The organism is Enterobacter sp. 18A13, from assembly GCF_007035975.1.
Lineage (GTDB): Bacteria > Pseudomonadota > Gammaproteobacteria > Enterobacterales > Enterobacteriaceae > Enterobacter > Enterobacter vonholyi.
Genome location: NZ_AP019634.1, coordinates 4,245,447 through 4,264,122, shown reverse-complemented (window position 1 = coordinate 4,264,122; position 18,676 = coordinate 4,245,447). Strand labels below are relative to the sequence as shown.

At 56.3% G+C, this 18,676-nt stretch carries 19 protein-coding genes; 11 read left to right on the top strand and 8 right to left on the bottom strand.

Translation table 11 applies throughout. The annotated features are described in order from the left end of the window. Positions 1–152: 152 nt before the first annotated feature. Positions 153–1,454 (top strand): cytosine deaminase, encoded by a 1,302-nt coding sequence (locus tag FOY93_RS20685; protein WP_126304239.1) that lies wholly within the window; start codon positions 153–155, stop codon positions 1,452–1,454. 18 nt (positions 1,455–1,472) lie between these two features. On the opposite strand, the gene tsgA is transcribed toward FOY93_RS20685, so the two are convergent. Beyond that, the gene (tsgA, locus tag FOY93_RS20680) at positions 1,473–2,657 is read right to left on the bottom strand and encodes an MFS transporter TsgA (protein ID WP_143345611.1); all 1,185 of its coding nucleotides are present in this window, start codon (positions 2,655–2,657) and stop codon (positions 1,473–1,475) included. Positions 2,658–2,935: 278 nt separating this feature from the next. Between tsgA and ppiA the strand changes: the two genes are divergently transcribed. From ppiA to argD, 4 genes are all read left to right on the top strand, one after another. Then, positions 2,936–3,508, top strand: coding sequence for a peptidylprolyl isomerase A (ppiA, locus tag FOY93_RS20675; protein WP_014885514.1), 573 nt, complete (start codon positions 2,936–2,938; stop codon positions 3,506–3,508). 106 nt (positions 3,509–3,614) lie between these two features. Beyond that, the gene (locus FOY93_RS20670) at positions 3,615–4,199 is read left to right on the top strand and encodes a putative adenosine monophosphate-protein transferase Fic (RefSeq protein WP_115876871.1); all 585 of its coding nucleotides are present in this window, start codon (positions 3,615–3,617) and stop codon (positions 4,197–4,199) included. Between the two features lie 30 nt (positions 4,200–4,229). Beyond that, complete coding sequence (gene pabA, locus FOY93_RS20665) at positions 4,230–4,793, top strand: aminodeoxychorismate synthase component 2 (RefSeq protein WP_143345610.1); 564 nt, start codon at positions 4,230–4,232, stop codon at positions 4,791–4,793. An 86-nt stretch (positions 4,794–4,879) separates the two neighbouring features. After that, on the top strand, positions 4,880–6,100 hold the full coding sequence (argD, locus tag FOY93_RS20660) for a bifunctional acetylornithine/succinyldiaminopimelate transaminase (RefSeq protein WP_172621926.1): 1,221 nt from the start codon (positions 4,880–4,882) through the stop codon (positions 6,098–6,100). On the opposite strand, the gene FOY93_RS20655 is transcribed toward argD, so the two are convergent. Further along, positions 6,097–8,184, bottom strand: coding sequence for a YccS/YhfK family putative transporter (locus FOY93_RS20655; protein WP_143345748.1), 2,088 nt, complete (start codon positions 8,182–8,184; stop codon positions 6,097–6,099). The two genes, argD and FOY93_RS20655, sit on opposite strands and share 4 nt — an antisense overlap. Positions 8,185–8,241: 57 nt before the next feature. After that, the gene (gene crp, locus FOY93_RS20650) at positions 8,242–8,874 is read right to left on the bottom strand and encodes a cAMP-activated global transcriptional regulator CRP (RefSeq protein WP_000242758.1); all 633 of its coding nucleotides are present in this window, start codon (positions 8,872–8,874) and stop codon (positions 8,242–8,244) included. A 311-nt stretch (positions 8,875–9,185) separates the two neighbouring features. Between crp and FOY93_RS20645 the strand changes: the two genes are divergently transcribed. After that, on the top strand, positions 9,186–9,590 hold the full coding sequence (locus FOY93_RS20645) for an OsmC family protein (RefSeq protein ID WP_008503018.1): 405 nt from the start codon (positions 9,186–9,188) through the stop codon (positions 9,588–9,590). A gap of 66 nt (positions 9,591–9,656) precedes the next feature. Here the strand turns inward: FOY93_RS20645 and FOY93_RS20640 are convergent, their stop codons facing one another. From FOY93_RS20640 to FOY93_RS20625, 4 genes are all read right to left on the bottom strand, one after another. After that, positions 9,657–10,526: a phosphoribulokinase gene (locus tag FOY93_RS20640; protein WP_008503017.1), complete on the bottom strand. Its 870-nt coding sequence runs from the start codon at positions 10,524–10,526 to the stop codon at positions 9,657–9,659. Between the two features lie 30 nt (positions 10,527–10,556). Further along, positions 10,557–10,775 (bottom strand): YheU family protein, encoded by a 219-nt coding sequence (locus FOY93_RS20635; protein WP_008503016.1) that lies wholly within the window; start codon positions 10,773–10,775, stop codon positions 10,557–10,559. After that, positions 10,772–11,794: a hydrolase gene (locus tag FOY93_RS20630; RefSeq protein ID WP_115876875.1), complete on the bottom strand. Its 1,023-nt coding sequence runs from the start codon at positions 11,792–11,794 to the stop codon at positions 10,772–10,774. Before FOY93_RS20630 ends, FOY93_RS20635 begins: the two co-directional genes overlap by 4 nt. Positions 11,795–11,906: 112 nt before the next feature. Continuing rightward, positions 11,907–13,811, bottom strand: a complete 1,905-nt coding sequence (locus FOY93_RS20625) for an ABC transporter ATP-binding protein (RefSeq protein WP_136195929.1) — start codon at positions 13,809–13,811, stop codon at positions 11,907–11,909. Between the two features lie 138 nt (positions 13,812–13,949). Between FOY93_RS20625 and kefG the strand changes: the two genes are divergently transcribed. The 4 genes from kefG to slyD all read left to right on the top strand — a co-directional run bounded on the left by kefG (position 13,950) and on the right by slyD (position 17,205). Then, on the top strand, positions 13,950–14,501 hold the full coding sequence (gene kefG, locus FOY93_RS20620) for a glutathione-regulated potassium-efflux system ancillary protein KefG (RefSeq protein WP_014885493.1): 552 nt from the start codon (positions 13,950–13,952) through the stop codon (positions 14,499–14,501). Then, entirely contained in the window at positions 14,501–16,306 is a 1,806-nt protein-coding gene (gene kefB / locus FOY93_RS20615) for a glutathione-regulated potassium-efflux system protein KefB (RefSeq protein ID WP_143345608.1), read from the top strand. Before kefG ends, kefB begins: the two co-directional genes overlap by 1 nt. 13 nt (positions 16,307–16,319) lie before the next feature. Beyond that, entirely contained in the window at positions 16,320–16,520 is a 201-nt protein-coding gene (locus tag FOY93_RS20610; RefSeq protein WP_010436300.1) for a YheV family putative zinc ribbon protein, read from the top strand. Between the two features lie 94 nt (positions 16,521–16,614). After that, complete coding sequence (gene slyD, locus FOY93_RS20605) at positions 16,615–17,205, top strand: peptidylprolyl isomerase (RefSeq protein ID WP_008503010.1); 591 nt, start codon at positions 16,615–16,617, stop codon at positions 17,203–17,205. A gap of 51 nt (positions 17,206–17,256) precedes the next feature. Here slyD and FOY93_RS20600 read toward each other — a convergent pair whose 3' ends face one another. After that, on the bottom strand, positions 17,257–17,475 hold the full coding sequence (locus FOY93_RS20600; RefSeq protein WP_008503009.1) for a protein SlyX: 219 nt from the start codon (positions 17,473–17,475) through the stop codon (positions 17,257–17,259). A gap of 238 nt (positions 17,476–17,713) precedes the next feature. Here FOY93_RS20600 and fkpA point away from each other — a divergent pair, with 238 nt between their 5' ends. After that, positions 17,714–18,535 carry an FKBP-type peptidyl-prolyl cis-trans isomerase gene (gene fkpA / locus FOY93_RS20595; protein ID WP_111963789.1) on the top strand — a complete coding sequence of 274 codons (822 nt, stop codon included), beginning with the start codon at positions 17,714–17,716 and terminating at the stop codon, positions 18,533–18,535. The last annotated feature ends 141 nt before the right edge of the window (positions 18,536–18,676 follow it).

The following is an 18,676-nucleotide window of genomic DNA, read 5'->3' as shown; positions in this document are numbered from 1 at the left end:
TCCCTAGGTGGTATGCGACTGATTTGTCAGGATTTTTATAAGTGGCGGAAATCGCAGGCTTTTCGTGCTCGTTGAATTTGTGTACAAATCAGGAGATGGTTTTGCCAAAATCGATACGCCTGAAAATCAGCGGCGTTTTTTAGGGGAAGGGTATGTCTACAACACCGTTATGGCTTGTTCAGAATGTTCGTTTACCGGGTCGGGAAGGGCTGTGGCAGCTCGCCATTGAGAACGGGCGATTTGGTGACATCACCCCGATGGACGACACCCACGCCGAAAGTTATGAAGTATTGAATGCGCGCGGTGGGCTGGCTATCCCGCCGTTCATTGAGCCGCATATCCATCTTGATACGACCCAGACGGCGGGCGAACCGAACTGGAACCAGTCCGGCACGCTGTTTGAGGGCATTGAGCGCTGGGCGGAGCGCAAGGCGTTGCTCAGCCATGACGACGTGAAAGCGCGCGCCTGGAAAACGCTGAAGTGGCAAATCGCTAACGGCATCCAGTTTGTCCGCACCCATGTGGATGTCTCCGACCCGACGCTTACCGCCCTGAAGGCGATGCTGGAGGTGAAGCAGGAGGTGGCCCCGTGGGTAACGCTGCAAATCGTTGCGTTTCCGCAGGAAGGGATTCTCTCTTACCCGAACGGCGCGGCGCTGCTCGAAGAGGCGTTAAAGCTGGGCGCCGACGTGGTGGGGGCGATCCCGCACTTCGAGTTCACCCGCGAGTATGGCGTCCAGTCGCTGCATATCGCTTTTGAACTGGCGAAGAAGTATGACCTTCCGCTGGATATCCACTGCGATGAAATCGACGACGAGCAGTCGCGGTTTGTCGAGACGGTGGCAGCGCTGGCGTATGAGGCCGGCATCGGCCCGCGCGTGACGGCCAGCCATACCACCGCCATGCACTCCTACAACGGCGCTTACACCTCGCGGCTCTTCCGTCTGCTGAAGATGTCGGGGATTAACTTCGTCGCTAACCCGCTGGTCAATATCCACCTGCAGGGGCGCTTTGATGACTATCCGAAGCGCCGCGGTATCACCCGGGTAAAAGAGCTGCAGGAAGCGGGCATTAACGTCTGCTTTGGTCACGACGACGTCTTCGACCCGTGGTACCCGCTCGGCACCGGCAACATGCTGCAGGTGCTGCATATGGGGCTGCACGTCTGTCAGATGATGGGGTATCCGCAAATCGACAATGGCCTGAACCTGATCACCCACAACAGCGCCCGTACCTTCGGCCTGAGCGATTACGGTATTGAAACGGGAAATCCGGCAAACCTGATTATTCTGCCTGCGGAGAGCGGGTTTGAAGCGGTGCGCTGTCAGGTGCCGGTGCGCTGGTCGATTCGTCAGGGGCGGATTATCGCCACCACGCAGCTGGCGCAAACCTGGATCCAGATGGATACCGGAGGAGAAGAGGTGAGTTTTGCCAGAAACAGCCCCTCTGCGTAATGCAAAGGGGCGCAGGGGTTAGTGAGACGCTGCCGCCGCGTTGTGCTGGCGGTGGCGGGTCACGAAGCCCAGAACGAAGCACATGATGAACACCACGGCGTACAGACCGTTCGCGGTGTGCAGCGCGGCCAGCGGGCCGCTGTGGGCAACGATCGGACCCGTCACCACGAAGGTCAGCATGGTGCCGATGGTGCCGCAGGTCAGAACGAAGTTAACCAGCTTCGGCGAGGCCACTTTGGTCTGCAGGGAGCCCAGGGTAATGATCGAGGTATAAATGGCGCTGGAGAAGAACCCCAGGGTCATAATGAACCACGGCATATGTTCCGGGGAGCCGTTGATGAACAGATACATCAGCACGGTCGCCAGGCCCGCCAGCACGGTCAGAATGCGCTGCAGGTCGAAGAAGCGCAGGATGAAGCTAAACGCCCACATGCCGAACATGTAAGACATCCAGAAATCGCTCACCAGTTTACCCGCATCGTTCAGGCTCATGCCCAGACCTTTGCCGTATTCCGGTACCCAGGAGATAAAGCCCAGCTGGCCCAGGATGTAGCACAGGGCGGCGATGGAGAGGAACAGCACCCCGATACCCCATTTCTCTTTAGCGACGGGTTCTGCAGTGGTTTGCGCTTTTTTGCCCAGCACCGGGAACTCGCAGCCGAAGGTCAGAATAAAGATCGCCACGTAGACCAGACCAATGCAGGCATAGACCCAGTACCACTCAATGCTGCGGGCCAGCAGAACGGCCGCGACCATTGGGAAAATCATCCCGGCCATGCTGAAGAAGGAGTCGGTAAACAGCAGACGCGCGCCGCGCTGGCGGCCTTCATACATATGGGTAATCAGGAACGTACCAATCGACATGGTGATCCCGCTGACCAGACCGAGCACGAACATGGCGGCGGAGAACAGGGCGATGCTGTGGCTTAGCATCAGACCCGCCACGGCGGCGACCATCAGTACAAAGCCAAAGCGTAACTGGGTTTTCAGCGGGACGATTTCCATCAGCCAGGCATTCAGGAAGATAGAGATCAGGATCCCCGCGTTGAGGAAGGTGAAGGTGTTACTCATGCTGGAAACGGGCAGATGGAAGTAGTTTGCGATATTCCCCATCACCATCCCGGTGACGATCACCAACGCGCCGGTCAGGGCGTAGGAGAAGAAGCTGATCCATGTGAGCTTGATGCGATTGCTGTTAGTCATGTCTGGCCTGTTCAGAAAAAGAAAAGCGCCCAGGGGGCGCTGAGAGCGGGCAGATTTTAGTCGTTAAAGTGATCTATTCCTATCTTTTAAGGGCAATGAATGTGTCATTGCAGGTTTTAGTGTGATCTAAATCACATTAATTGGCGGCATAGCCAATCGTTTGCGTAGTAATAATTGTTTCAACTTCGTAAAATTAGGTAAAAGGCTGGTCTCCGTTCATACTGCTCTTTAGAATCAAGCCATTCGCTTTTTATACTGCGCTTTGTTAAGGAATTCTCATGCTCAAATCAACACTGGCGGCTGTCGCAGCTGTGTTTGCTCTTTCTGCCGTTTCCCCTGCTGCGCTGGCAGCAAAAGGGGACCCTCACGTTCTGCTGACCACCTCCGCCGGGAATATTGAGCTGGAACTGAATAGCCAGAAAGCCCCTGTTTCCGTGAAAAACTTCCTCGACTATGTGAACAGCGGTTTCTACAACAACACCACTTTCCACCGCGTGATCCCGGGCTTCATGATTCAGGGGGGCGGTTTCAACGAGCAAATGCAGCAGAAACAGCCGAACCCGCCTATCAAAAACGAAGCGGACAATGGCCTGCTGAACAAACGCGGTACCATCTCAATGGCGCGTACCGCGGACAAAGATAGCGCGACCAGCCAGTTCTTCCTCAACGTAGCGGATAACGCCTTCCTCGACCACGGTCAGCGCGACTTTGGCTATGCGGTCTTTGGTAAAATCGTGAAAGGGATGGACGTGGCTGACAAGATTTCTCAGGTGCCTACTCACGACGTCGGTCCGTATCAGAATGTCCCGTCAAAACCAGTGGTTATCCTGTCCGCCAAAGTTCTGCCGTAACTCTTCTGAGCGCGGGCTTCTCCGGCCCGCGTTATGTAGCCCTCCCTGCGAAAGCGCGTTTTGCTGCTTATACTTGTGGCAAACGGACTATTCAGGGAGGCGTTAAGTGAAAAAACTCACCGACAAGCAAAAATCCCGTCTCTGGGAACAGCAGCGTAACGTCAATTTACAGGCCAGTTGTCTCCTTGAAAAAGGTAATGGTCCCTCAGAACCCCATATTGAGACGCTGGAGCTTGGGCCTTCCGCGCCCGGGCTACCCCATCTGTGCCTTATTCATCGTCATTTGTACCGCAGTGAGATGAAGCGGGCAGGTGAGCTCCGTACCGAGGATATTTTTAAAGGTGACATTCCCTTCTGCCATTTTGAGTACATCGAAAAGATGGGGAACGAGCTGATGGCGGCGCTGGAAAGCGAAAAATATCTTGTGGGTCTTGAGAAAGCGGCGTTTGTTGACAGAGTTAGCCACTACTACTGCGAAATCAACATGCTGCATCCGTTTATGGGCGGCAACGGCATTGCCCAACGCGTTTTCTTCGAGCAGCTGGCGCTCCACGCGGGCTACTCGCTGGACTGGCGTGATATCGACCCCGAGCAGTGGGTTGCGGCTAACCGAAGTGGCGCAACGGGAGATTTAACCGCGTTAAACGCTATCTTTGCCAAAGTAGTGAGCGAAGCGCGGGAATCTGAGTAGAATAGGGCGGCATTTTTTTCGGGAGCCGCCATGATTCTGCTGATTGATAACTACGATTCCTTCACCTGGAACCTTTACCAGTATTTTTGTGAACTGGGTGCAGAGGTGGTTGTCCGCCGTAACGACGAGATCGCTCTCGCCGATATCGAGACGCTGGCGCCGCAGAAAATAGTGATTTCACCCGGCCCCTGCACTCCGTCGGAATCGGGTATTTCGCTGGAGGTTATCCAGCACTATGCCGGCAAGCTGCCAATCCTGGGCGTCTGCCTGGGCCATCAGGCAATTGGCCAGGCGTTTGGTGCCACCATCGTGCGCGCCGCGAAAGTGATGCACGGTAAAACCTCTCCGGTCACCCACGCCGGCACCGGGGTGTTCACGGGGCTCAATAATCCTTTAACCGTGACGCGCTACCATTCCCTGGTCATTGACCCGTCGACGCTGCCCGACTGTTTTGAGGTGACCGCCTGGAGCGATACGCAGGAGATCATGGGGATTCGCCACCTCGAATGGGATCTCGAAGGCGTGCAGTTCCACCCGGAAAGTATCCTCAGCGAGCAGGGGCACGCGCTGCTGGCAAATTTCCTCAATCGCTGAAAATCTGTTGCCTTGCTGTGATTTTTTATGCATATTTTGTGATTATATTTTCACATTCACTGTGACATAAAATGGATGGTCATGACATGGCAACTGAACAACCAGCAATTACCCGCGCGACATTTGATGAAGTGATCCTGCCGATTTATGCACCGGCTGAATTTATCCCGGTGAAGGGAAAAGGCAGCCGCGTCTGGGATCAGCAGGGTAAAGAGTATGTGGATTTCGCGGGTGGTATTGCGGTCACGGCGCTGGGTCATTGCCATCCCGCGCTGGTGGAGGCGCTGAAAACCCAGGGCGAAACCCTGTGGCACACCAGCAACGTGTTCACCAACGAACCGGCGCTGCGCCTGGGCCGCAAGATCATTGATGCTACCTTTGCGGAACGCGTGCTGTTTATGAACTCCGGCACTGAAGCCAACGAAACTGCCTTTAAGCTGGCGCGCTACTACGCGACAACGCGCCACAGCCCGTACAAAACCAAAATCATCGCCTTCCACAACGCCTTCCACGGACGCTCCTTCTTTACCGTTTCCGTTGGCGGCCAGCCGAAGTATTCCGACGGGTTTGGCCCAAAACCGGCCGATATCGTCCACGTGCCGTTTAACGATCTGCACGCGGTGAAAGCGGTGATGGACGACCACACCTGCGCAGTTGTTGTCGAACCGATCCAGGGTGAAGGCGGCGTGACCGCGGCAACCCCGGAATTCCTGAAAGGGCTGCGCGCGCTGTGCGACGAGCATCAGGCGCTGCTGGTCTTTGATGAAGTGCAGTGCGGGATGGGGCGTACCGGCGATCTGTTCGCTTATATGCACTACGGCGTGACGCCGGATATTCTGACCAGCGCCAAAGCGCTTGGCGGTGGTTTCCCGGTGAGTGCGGTACTGACGACACAGGAGATCGCCTCTGCGTTCCACGTCGGTTCTCACGGCTCCACCTACGGCGGTAACCCGCTGGCGAGCGCCGTGGCGGGTGCCGCGTTCGACATTATCAACACGCCAGAGGTGTTGAACGGCGTTAGCGCGAAGCGCGAGCTGTTTGTGAAACACCTGAAAAAGGTTGATGAGCAGTACGACGTGTTCAGCGAGATCCGCGGGATGGGGCTGCTGATTGGCGCCGAGCTTAAGCCGCAGTACAAGGGCCGCGCTCGCGACTTTCTGCACGCCGCCGCTCGCGAAGGGGTGATGGTGCTCAACGCCGGACCGGACGTCATGCGCTTTGCGCCGTCGCTGGTGGTGGAGGATAAGGATATTGAAGACGGGTTGACCCGGTTTGCCGCGGCGGTTGCGAAGATCGTTAAAGGCTAATATTCGGTTCGTTTCAACCGGCGCGTTAACCAAATGCCGTGATGCGGACGCTGACGCCATGCCACCGACGAAATGGTGTGCATGGTGTTCAGATGCCCCAGAACGCGCTGCAAGTGCTGCTCCAGGGTGCTCATTGGCCCGTGGGTCAACGTCTCCGGCGCTTCCAGAATGTTTGAGTCTCCCGACTCGCCCGGCGCGTCATACTCCAGACGCTGCTGACACCTCTGCAACGCAATTTCACATGACTGCAGATAGCGCTGCGCCAGGTCCGGCGTCAGCATCGTGTGCTCGCGCGCCAGCGTGGTCATGGCGTTAATGTGCTCGACGATAAACTGGCTATGCGTCACCCAGAGCTTCATATCGGCCAGATAGTGCGAATTAAAGCCCGGCTCCTGCATCGCCTGGTTAAGCGAGTTGAACAGGGCGTTGTGCGCCTGGTTGACTTTCATGCGCTGATTGGCCAGCGGGGACGGCTGCGGGTCATCGCTCAGGATCAGGCGAATGGCCTGCTGGTCGGCCTCCAGCGCGTCGTGGGCGTTCTGTCTCAGCAGCCCGCTCTGCCACTGCGGCCAGAGCCAGACCATGCCGCCAAAGGCAATCAGGCAGCCGATCAGAGTATCAATCAGCCTGGCGACAATAAACTGTTCGCCATTGAGCGTAAGCAGCTGCAGGGTATATACCGCCGTCACCGTAAAGCCCACCATCGCCCAGCCATAGTTTTTGCGGATAATTAGATAGCTCACCAGCGTGATCGCCAGCATCCCTGCCAGGGTATAGCCTTCCGGCACGTGGAAGTGCAGCGTTACTCCCGCAATGATCAGCCCGGCCATCGTTCCGCCCGCCCGGTGCAGAATACGCACCCGCGTGGCACCGTAGCCGTTCTGGGTGACAAACAGCACGGTCATTAAGATCCAGTAGGGCTTCGGCAGATGCAGCGCCATGCCCATCAGGCTGGCGGTACTGAGCATCACGCTAATCCTTGCGGCGTTGCGCAGGGCGGACGATTTAAAAGAAAGATAGCTTTTGAGCGCGGGCAATAACGGCAGCCGTTTTTGCTTATCCGCCATCAGGTCGCGGGGATAAAGCGGACGCTGGGTGCGCAATACCCGGGCGATGCGGCTGAAGTGCCAGGCGGCAAACTGTCCGACCGGGTTATCCGGATGCTGGCGGGCGATTTTCTCCAGCGCGCCGAGCTGTTTATCCATGTTAAAGCGCGTGGGGTAGCGGTGATAGAGAATATCATCGGCCAGCACCCGCAGGCGTGCGGAGACGGTCTGCGCGTTCCAGCGGATCACCGCTTCGGCATGGCTGCGCTCGACCAGCTTTTGTACCTCCTGCGGGTGGTGCAGGCTCACGGAGATATGTTCCTGTAGATCCAGCCCGACCTGGAAGGTGCGCAGCAGGCGTTTATACTCGTGGTTCTTGTTGGCGGCGAGCATGTGTAGCTGCTGATAGCACTGGCTTATGAGATCCACCACCTTCTGCTGGCGCGTCAGCAGCGGCGGTAAGGATTTTTCCGGATCGGTATGCTGGGTGAGCAGGGTGTATTTGGCCTCGCAGTAATCCGCCAACTGCACATAGAGCAGGCTCAGGGATTCGCGCAGCGGCTGTTCGCGCCACAGCCAGAACCAGAACCAGTTAAACAGCCCGTACCACAGCGTCCCCAGAGCGTAGATCAGCAGCGGCTCCCACACAGGCATATTCCCGGCGAGGCTCAGCGTGAAGATGGCCGCAATCAGCGAGGCGGGAAGCAGGCGGGCGTGCAGCGAGCTGATTTCGGCGGTGACGCCGAGCGTCATCGCCAGCACGGTCAGGATCAGCGGCAGCGGGATATCACGAGCCAGTAACAGCTGTACGGCGAGGCTACAGCCCGCAAACAGGCAGCCGCCAACGATCAGGCGTTTGAAAAAGCGCTTATGCGGCGTGTCCAGACCGGCGATGTTGCAGCAGGCGGGTACGAGAGAAAACAGCAGGCCCTGCTGAAGATGTCCGAGGATCAGGCCTATGGCCACGGGTAGACACAACACCAGCGTTTGTCGCAGTGCGTAGTTAACTTCCGGGTGATAGATCAGCCTGCGCCACATGGGGAGTAGAGACAAAAACGGCGTGACACCTTGCGATGGCACGCCGTTTAAGCGGAATTAACGCGTTCCGTAGACCACGATGGTTTTACCGTGGGCGGAGATCAGGTTTTGATCTTCCAGCATTTTCAGGATACGGCCTACTGTTTCACGGGAGCAACCGACGATCTGACCAATTTCCTGACGGGTAATTTTAATTTGCATGCCGTCCGGGTGGGTCATGGCGTCTGGCTGTTTCGCCAGGTTCAGCAGGGTCTGCGCGATACGGCCGGTAACGTCCAGGAAGGCGAGGTTACCCACTTTCTCTGACGTGACCTGCAGACGGCGCGCCATCTGGGAAGAAAGACGCATCAGAATGTCAGGGTTAACCTGAATCAGCTGACGGAACTTCTTGTAAGAAATTTCAGCCACTTCACATGCTGTCTTTGCACGAACCCAGGCGCTACGTTCCTGGCCCTCTTCAAACAGGCCCAGTTCACCGATGAAATCGCCCTGGTTCAGATAAGAAAGGATCATCTCTTTCCCTTCTTCATCTTTGATCAGCACTGCCACCGAGCCTTTAACGATGTAATACAACGTTTCCGCTTTTTCACCCTGGTGAATCAGCGTGCTCTTTGATGGGTACTTATGAATGTGGCAATGAGACAAGAACCATTCGAGAGTCGGGTCTGTTTGCGGTTTGCCAAGCACCATGCGCTGTTATCCTCTGTTATAAGCTGTCACCAGAGTCATCAAATGCATCCGGACTCTGGGGTTGCAATCGAATTCTTACCCATACCCTGGGAAGTCGGCTACCGTAACGTTTCGCAGCCAGTAAAGTTTGATGTCCTCTGCATACATGTGTAACGTCAATGTATTACTGTAGCATCCAGAGTGTTTTAGCATAGCTTTCGCCGCGTGTCTCCTGGTGTCTCGCTTCAGCATGATGCAGGTCGCCTTCCATTGCGAGAAATGTAACGCACGCGTAATCTGTCACCAAAAATGCAACGTTGGAGTTTAAGAATATGCAAGCGCGCGTGAAATGGGTTGAAGGTTTAACGTTCCTGGGCGAATCCGCGTCAGGGCACCAGATTTTAATGGACGGTAACTCCGGCGATAAAGCGCCAAGCCCAATGGAAATGGTGCTGATGGCGGCAGGCGGATGCAGCGCCATTGACGTGGTGTCGATTCTGCAAAAAGGTCGTCATGACGTGACGGATTGTGAGGTTAAACTCACCTCAGAACGGCGTGAAGAGGCGCCACGTCTGTTCACCCATATTAACCTGCACTTTGTGGTCACAGGTAAAGAACTAAAAGACGCGGCGGTCTCGCGTGCGGTGGATCTGTCTGCGGAGAAGTACTGCTCTGTGGCATTAATGCTGGAGAAAGCGGTAAAAATCACGCATTCGTATGAAGTGATCGAGGCGTGATTGATGGGGCATCGTGCGTGTTGATGCCCTCACCCTAACCCTCTCCCACAGGGAGAGGGAACATGCTCACGCAATCTGCTTCCCTTCCATCAGTCGCTCCACCAGCGGCGTCATGATGAGCTCCATCGCCAGCCCCATTTTTCCGCCCGGCACGACCAATGTATTCATGTGCGAAATAAACGAGCCCTGCAGCATGGCCAGTAGCCAGGGGTAATCAATGCCTTCGAGATTGCGGAAATGGATCACCACAAAGCTCTCATCCAGGGATGGGATACTTTTGGCGGCAAACGGGTTGGAGGTATCCACCGTCGGCACGCGCTGGAAGTTGATATGGGTGCGGGAGAACTGCGGCGTCAGGAAGTTGATGTAATCTTCCATGGAGCGTACCACCGAGTCCATTACCGCCTCTCGCGAATGGCCACGTTCGCTCATGTCGCGCGTCAGCTTCTGGATCCACTCCAGGTTCACGATAGGGACCACACCGACCAGCAGGTCCACGTGGCGCGCCACATCGTGTTGCGGGGTGACCACGCCGCCGTGCAATCCTTCGTAAAACAGGACGTCAGTGGGTTCCGGCAGCGGTTGCCATGGGGTAAAGGTTCCCGGCACCTGATTCCAGGGAACGGCTTCATCATAGGTATGCAGATACTTGCGGGACTGCCCTTTGCCGCTCTGACCATACTCGATAAAGGTTTGTTCCAGCAGGCCGAAGTCGTTGGCCTCCGGGCCGAAGTAGCTGATGTGTTTACCCAGATCGCGCGCCTTACGGATGGCCATGTCCATTTCAGGACGCGTGTAGCGGTGAAAGCTGTCGCCCTCGACCTCCGCCGCACGGAGATTCAGCTGGGCGAAAATCTTGCGAAATGCGAGGCTTGTGGTGGTGGTTCCCGCACCACTCGACCCCGTAACGGCTATAACCGGATGTCTGGCAGACATAGCAACTCCCTGACTGAAAAGGGTGGAAGATCAGCCGTGAAACGCGTTGCGGGGCATGATATTGACCGTCTCATGCAGTTCTGACCACACCAGCACCACGTCGCCGCTTTTCAGCTGGCGCTTTACATCGTTGACCTTTTGCTCAAGCGAGCGTTCCTGTTCACCATAATCGGTGCCTTCGCGTAATACAAAGCTTTCAATCAGATTATCGAGCGTTTCGGGAGCCAGATCCTGCCAGGGAATAATCATTTTGCACCGTCCAGATAAGGGGTTAGCCAGTCAGGAATACGCGCCTCAAGCCACATTTTCGGGCGGCGCAGCGTGCCGCCGATAAACCCGACGTGGCCGCCGTGCTCGGTCAACTGATAGTGAACGTTGTCGGGCAGGAATTCCTGCGCGGGGATCGAGTGATGATCCATAAACGGGTCATCTTTGGCATGAATAATCAGCGTTGGCTGCGTGATCTTGCTGAGCAGCGGCATGGCGCTGCACTGACGATAATAGTCAATCGCATCGGCGAAGCCGTGAATTTTCGCGGTGATCAGGTCGTCGAACTCGCGAATACGGCGTACCTTTTTCAGCTGGCGCAGGCTGACCGGCAGGGTATCCGGGTAGGCCTTCAGTTTACGTGCCGCATTGGCCTTCAGGAGGTTGAGGAGGTAACGCTGGTAGACGCGGGAGAAGCCTTTATCCATATGGTAGCTGCACTGCTCGAGCATAAACGGCGCGGAGACAATGACGGCGGCCTCCAGCGGCACGCTTTCGCCCTCTTTGGCCAGCAAGCAGGCCAGCATATTGCCGCCCAGCGAGTAGCCCACGGCGGCCGTTGGCACGGTGCCATAATTTTCACGCAGCCAGTGTAAAAACCACGTCCCGTCTTCTGTTTCACCCGAGTGATAAATGCGTTTCTGACGATTCGGTTCGCCGCTACAGCCGCGAAAATGCATCACCACGCCGAGCCAGCCGCGCGCCTTTGCCGCCTCAATTAGCCCATGGGCATACGGGCTGTGCAGGCTGCCTTCCAGGCCGTGAAAGACCACCAGACGCGGCTTATGGCGAGCCTGTTCCGGCGCTTCGCTCCAGGCGAGATCCAGAAAATCACCGTCTGGCAGGTCAAGCCGTTGCCAGTGCGGGGTGAACTGAACCTTGCGGCGGATCAGTCGCGGCAGCATGGTCTGCAAATGGGGATTGGCCACGCCGCGCATAGGCACGAACTCAGTGCTGTCTTCGACCGCAATGTCGAAGTCTGATGGGATGATTTGGGTCATAAGCGCGATGCTGATTCTTGTCGGAAATTTACGATACTTTCCGAATTGTACCCCGTTTAAGCTGGATTTCCGAACCCGGTACGGATTCTGTTCTTAAAACGGGGTAAACAGGTCAGTCAGCCTGCAGCATCGCTTCCAGCTGCTCCTGCGCATCCAGCCACGCCATCTCGCACTCTTCCAGGCTGGATTTGGTCTTCGCCTGCGTTTGCAGGCAGTCCGTCAGTTCGGCTTTACGGCTCTGGTCATACAGACCGCTGTCGCCGAGCTTCTCTTCAACAGCGGCAAGCGTGGCGTTGAGCTTTTCCATCTCTTTTTCGAGACGGGCAATCTCTTTACGCAGCGGCTGCGTCTGGGTGCGCAGCTCCGCTTCACGGCGTTTCTGGTCTTTACGTGCCTGCGCGCTGTTGGCGTTGTCTTTCGCTGACTCTTCCGGCTGGTTCTCCTGCTTCTGCACGTCCGTCAGCCACTGCTGATAGTCTTCCAGATCGCCATCGAACGGTTCCACTTTGCCATCGTGCACTAAATACAGATCGTCCGTGGTGGAGCGGATCAGGTGGCGGTCGTGCGAAACCACCACCAGCGCGCCTTCGAACTCAATCAGCGCTTCGGTCAGCGCCTGACGCATATCGAGATCCAGGTGGTTGGTCGGTTCATCGAGCAGCAGCAGGTTCGGACGCTGCCAGACGATCAGCGCCAGCACCAGACGGGCTTTTTCGCCCCCGGAGAAGCGCTCGGTGTTTTCAGTGACCTTATCGCCCTGGAAGCCGAAGCCGCCGAGGTAGTCGCGCAGCTTCTGCTCCATCTCCTGCGGCGCCAGACGCGCGAGGTGCTGAATCGGGGATTCATCCGCGCGTAAAAATTCCAGCTGATGCTGGGCGAAGTAACCCAGCTTGATGCCCTTCGCCAGGCCGATTTCACCCTTGACCGGGTTAAGCTCGCCCGCCAGCAGTTTGATCAGCGTCGATTTACCGGCGCCGTTGCGCCCCAGCAGGCCAATACGTGAACCCGGCACCAGGTTGAGCTTGATGGAGTCGAGAATAATGCGGTCGGCATAGCCCGCGCTGACTTTTTCCATCTTCAGCAGCGGGTTCGGCAGGCTTTCCGGGGCGCGGAAGCTGAAGTGGAACGGGTTATCCACGTGCGCCGGGGCGATCATCTCCATGCGTTCCAGCATCTTGATGCGGCTCTGGGCCTGCTTCGCTTTTGAGGCTTTGGCCTTGAAGCGATCCACGAAGCTCTGCAGGTGTGCCACGCGCTGCTGCTGGCTTTCGTACATGGACTGCTGCTGGGCAAGACGCGTCGCGCGCTGGCGCTCGAAGGAGCTGTAGTTGCCGGTGTACTCGAACATCGTTTGCTGTTCGATATGAATGATTTTATCCACCACCGGGTCGAGGAAGTCGCGGTCGTGGGAGATCAGAATCAGAGTGCCCTGATAGCTCTTGAGCCACTTCTCCAGCCAAATAACCGCATCGAGATCGAGGTGGTTAGTCGGTTCATCGAGCAGAAGCAGGTCAGAGCGGCAGATCAGCGCCTGCGCCAGGTTGAGGCGCATACGCCAGCCGCCGGAGAAGTCGCTGACCGGGCGTTCCAGCTGTTCATTGCTGAAGCCCAGGCCGTGCAGCAGGCTGGAGGCGCGGGAGCGAATGGTCCACGCGTCAATAGCGTCCAGCTTGCCGTGAACCGTGGCAATGGCGTGGCCGTCGTTGCGCTCGTTAGCGGCGTTAAGTTCCGCCTCGAGCTTACGGTACTCACGGTCACCGTCGATAACATAGTCGAGTGCCGGTTCGCTCAGCGCCGGAGTCTCCTGGTTTACCCAGGCGAGCTGCCAGTTTCCCGGGAAGGTAAAGTTACCGCCATCCGCGCTAATCTCGTTTTTCAGCAGCGCCAGCAGGGTGGATTTACCACAGCCGTTTTTGCCGACCAGACCCACTTTTTGGCCTGGGTTGATGGTAGCAGTGGCGTTATCCAGCAGGACGCGCACGCCGCGACGAATTTGTAACGAGGAGAAAACAATCATAGAAGCGCCGTATGTTCCGACTATGTTAATTTGTCATTATGATAATGTAAGGTGTGGGCCATTTTCCGCACCGGGCCGCCATGGTAGCCCAAAACAACAACGATACACAAAAACAGAAACAAGACCGGGAGGGGAATGATGTCTCAGACAGCAAAAGTGCTGCTGCTGTATGCCCATCCGGAATCTCAGGACTCGGTGGCAAACCGGGTGCTGCTTAAGCCGGCCACACAGCTCAGTAACGTGACGGTGCACGATCTCTACGCGCACTATCCTGATTTCTTTATTGATATCCCTTACGAGCAGGAACTGCTGCGTCAGCATGACGTGATTGTGTTCCAGCATCCGCTTTATACCTACAGCTGTCCGGCGCTGCTCAAAGAGTGGCTGGACCGCGTGCTGAGCCGGGGTTTCTCCAGCGGGGTAGGGGGCAATCAGCTGGCGGGAAAGTACTGGCGTAGCGTGATTACGACCGGTGAACCCGAAAGCGCTTACCGCCACGACGGGCTGAACCGCTATCCGATGAGCGACATTCTGCGGCCTTTTGAGCTGACGGCGGCCATGTGCCGTATGCACTGGATGAGCCCGATTATTGTCTACTGGGCCCGTCGTCAGGATCCTAAAGAACTGGCCAGCCACGCCAGAGCCTACGGTGAATGGCTGGCGTCACCGATTCCGGCAGGAGGTCGTTAATGGAAGGATCGAATTTGCTCCTCGCCGGGGTGCTTTTTTTGTTTGCGGCCGTCGTCGCGGTGCCGCTTGCTGCACGTATTGGGATAGGTGCGGTGTTGGGTTATCTGCTGGCGGGGATCGCGATTGGCCCCTGGGGGCTGGGATTCATCAGCGATGTGGATGAAATTCTCCATTTCTCCGAGCTGGGCGTGGTGTTCCTGATGTTCATCATCGGCCTTGAGCTGAACCCTTCTAAATTGTGGCAGCTCCGACGCTCCATCTTTGGCGTGGGTGCCGCGCAGGTGTTGCTCAGCGCCGCGATTCTGGGTGGCCTGTTAATGCTGACGAATTTCTCCTGGCAGGCGGCGGTGATAGGCGGGATAGGCCTTGCGATGTCGTCGACGGCGATGGCCCTGCAGCTGATGCGCGACAAGGGGATGAACCGCAACGAAGCCGGTCAGCTGGGTTTTTCGGTGCTGCTGTTCCAGGATTTGGCGGTCATCCCGGCGCTGGCGTTGGTGCCGCTGCTGGCGGGCTCCGGGGACGATCACTTCGACTGGGCAAAAATTGCCATGAAGGTGCTGGCCTTCGCGGGCATGCTGATTGGCGGACGTTTTCTTTTACGTCCCGTGTTCCGCTTTATTGCCGCGTCGGGCGTGCGCGAGGTCTTTACGGCCGCGACGCTGCTGCTGGTCCTGGGGTCGGCATTGTTTATGGATGCGCTGGGGCTGTCGATGGCGCTCGGGACCTTTATCGCCGGGGTGCTGCTGGCGGAGAGCGAGTATCGGCACGAGCTGGAAATTGCCATCGATCCCTTCAAAGGACTGCTGTTAGGCCTGTTCTTTATTTCGGTGGGGATGGCGCTCAACCTTGGCGTGCTCTATACCCATCTGCTGTGGGTTGTGGTGAGCGTAGCCATCCTGGTAGCGGTGAAAACGCTGGTGCTGTACGCCTTGGCGCGCATTTACGGCTTGCGCAGTTCGGAACGCATGCAGTTTGCCAGCGTGTTAAGCCAGGGAGGTGAGTTTGCGTTTGTGCTGTTCTCTACCGCCTCCTCCCAGAAGCTGTTTAAAGACGAGCAGATGGCGCTTTTGCTGGTGACGGTCACGCTGTCAATGATGACCACGCCGCTGCTGATGAAGCTGGTGGATAAACTCCTGTCGCGCCGCCTGAACCCGTCAGAAGATGAAGACGAAGCGCCGTGGGTGGAAGATGATAAGCCTCAGGTTATCGTGGTGGGCTTTGGCCGCTTCGGACAGGTGATCGGACGTTTGCTGATGGCGAACAAAATGCGCATTACGGTGCTGGAGCGTGATATCAGCGCGGTCAACCTGATGCGCAAATATGGCTATAAGGTTTACTACGGCGATGCGACCCAGCTCGAGCTGCTGCGCTCGGCGGGGGCAGAAGCTGCAGAGTCCATCGTGATTACCTGTAACGACCCGGAAGACACGATGAAGCTGGTGGATATGTGTCAGCAGCATTTCCCGCATCTGCATATTCTGGCGCGTGCGCGGGGACGTGTTGAAGCTCACGAATTATTGCAGGCGGGTGTGAAACACTTCTCCCGTGAGACATTCTCCAGTGCGCTGGAGCTGGGGCGCAAGGCGTTGATCTCGCTCGGCATGCATCCGCATCAGGCGCAGCGCGCCCAGATGCACTTCCGCCGGCTGGATATGCGGATGCTGCGCGAGCTGATGCCGGTACATACCGATACGGCGCAGATCTCCCGCGTGCGGGAAGCGCGTCGCGAGCTGGAGGAGATCTTCCAGCGCGAGATGCAGCAGGAAAGACGCCAGCTCGATGGCTGGGATGAATTTGAATAAAGGGTAACGAAAGATGGCTGTACGTAAACGCTTTATCGCGGGTGCAAAATGCCCGACCTGCCAGGCGCAAGATACCCTGGCGATGTGGCGGGAAAATAATATTGATGTTGTTGAGTGTGTTAAGTGCGGTCACCAGATGCGTGAGGCCGACAAAGAAGCCCGCGATCACGTTCGCAAAGAAGAGCAAGTGATCGGCATTTTTCATCCAGACTAGCGATATGCTCTGAGTTTTTTTAAGCTTAAGGGTACACGGGTGCAGATTTCCGCTACAATCTGCGCCAGCAATTTTCCCACGCTCAGGAGATATCATGAAAGTAGCAAAAGACCTGGTGGTCAGCCTGGCCTATCAGGTACGTACAGAAGACGGTGTGTTGGTTGATGAGTCTCCGGTGAGTGCGCCGCTTGACTACCTGCATGGTCACGGTTCCCTGATTTCCGGCCTGGAAAACGCGCTGGAAGGTCATGAAGTTGGCGACAAATTTGACGTTGCTGTAGGCGCGAACGACGCTTACGGTCAGTATGACGACAACCTGGTTCAGCGCGTTCCTAAAGACGTGTTCATGGGCGTTGACGAACTGCAGGTTGGCATGCGCTTCCTGGCTGAAACTGACCAGGGTCCAGTTCCTGTTGAAATCACCGAAGTGGAAGATGACCACGTCGTGGTTGACGGTAACCACATGCTGGCTGGCCAGAACCTGAAGTTCAACGTCGAAGTTGTTGCGATCCGCGAAGCGACCGAAGAAGAGCTGGCTCATGGCCACGTTCACGGTGCGCACGGTCACGACCATGACCACGATCACGGCCACGATGGCTGCTGCGGTGGTCACGGCCACGACCATGGTCATGATCACGGCCACGGTAAAGGTGGTTGCGGTAACGGCGGCTGCGGCTGCCACTAATTCCGTCATGCGGAAAATAAAAAAGCGGGATTATCCCGCTTTTTTTACGCCTCAATAATGAGGAGGTGGCGTCTCTTCTGACTGAGAGGCAATGTTCGACGGCTGCGTAGCCTTCAGCTTTTCCGTCAGCAGGCGCATATGATCCCGCAGTTTCGCCATTTCGAGCTCATGTGCGGTTACGGTCTGGTTTAGCTCTTCGATGGTGATGTCCTGAAAAGCCAGGCGGCTTTCCAGCTCAGCCATTCTCGCTTCTATCGTTGTATCCTTCATCATTCACCTCGTTTGTTTCAGATTCACCATAATGGCACTGCGGCGGCGCAGTTTAACTGAGTTTATCCTTAAGTACAGTCTGCATCCCCTTGGCAGGAAACTTATTTAAACAAAAATAGTCTGAAAAGTGGCGAGAATTGGAAGTGTCTGTCTGTAGATTTCTTCCGCAACGTTTTATAGTACGTCACTCATTTACGTTTAATGCTGGGGTGAGAGTCCCCAGGCCCTGGAGATATGGATGAAATCACTGTTTAAAGTAACGCTGCTGGCGACGACGATGGCTGTTGCGCTGAACGCGCCGCTGTCATTCGCTGCTGATACTGCTGCGAAGCCTGCTGCCACTGCAGACAGCAAAGCGGCGTTCAAAAATGACGACCAGAAATCCGCCTACGCACTGGGCGCATCTCTGGGTCGTTACATGGAAAACTCTCTGAAAGAACAAGAGAAGCTGGGCATCAAACTGGATAAAGCTCAGCTGATCGCGGGCGTTCAGGACGCATTTGCAGATAAGAGCAAGCTGTCTGACCAGGAAATTGAACAGACTCTGCAGGCGTTCGAAGCGCGTGTGAAGGGTGCCGCGCAGACCAAGATGGACGCGGACGCGAAAGACAACGAAGCGAAAGGCAAAGCCTACCGCGATACCTTTGCTAAAGAGAAGGGTGTGAAAACCTCTTCTACTGGCCTGGTGTACAAAGTTGAGAAAGAAGGCACCGGCGATGCGCCTAAAGACAGCGACACCGTTGTTGTGAACTACAAAGGTACGCTGATCGACGGTAAAGAGTTCGATAACTCTTACACCCGTGGTGAGCCGCTCTCCTTCCGTCTGGATGGTGTGATCCCTGGCTGGACTGAAGGCCTGAAAAACATCAAGAAAGGCGGCAAGATCAAGATGGTCATCCCACCGGATCTGGCCTATGGCAAAACCGGCGTTCCGGGAATCCCAGCCAACTCTACGCTGGTCTTTGACGTAGAGCTGCTGGACATCAAACCGGCACCGAAAGCGGATGCTAAAGCGGACGCACCTGCTGAAGAAAAAGCAGCGACAGACGCTAAGAAGTAATGTGATAAAAACCGCCGCCTTTCAGGCGGCGGTTTTTTTATTGTGGGGCAGATATAATTAACACTGGAAAGCGCTATACACGCTGTATTAATTTAGTTGTCCGTGTAGATAATGAGCCTGCCCTGAAAACCTAACGACAGG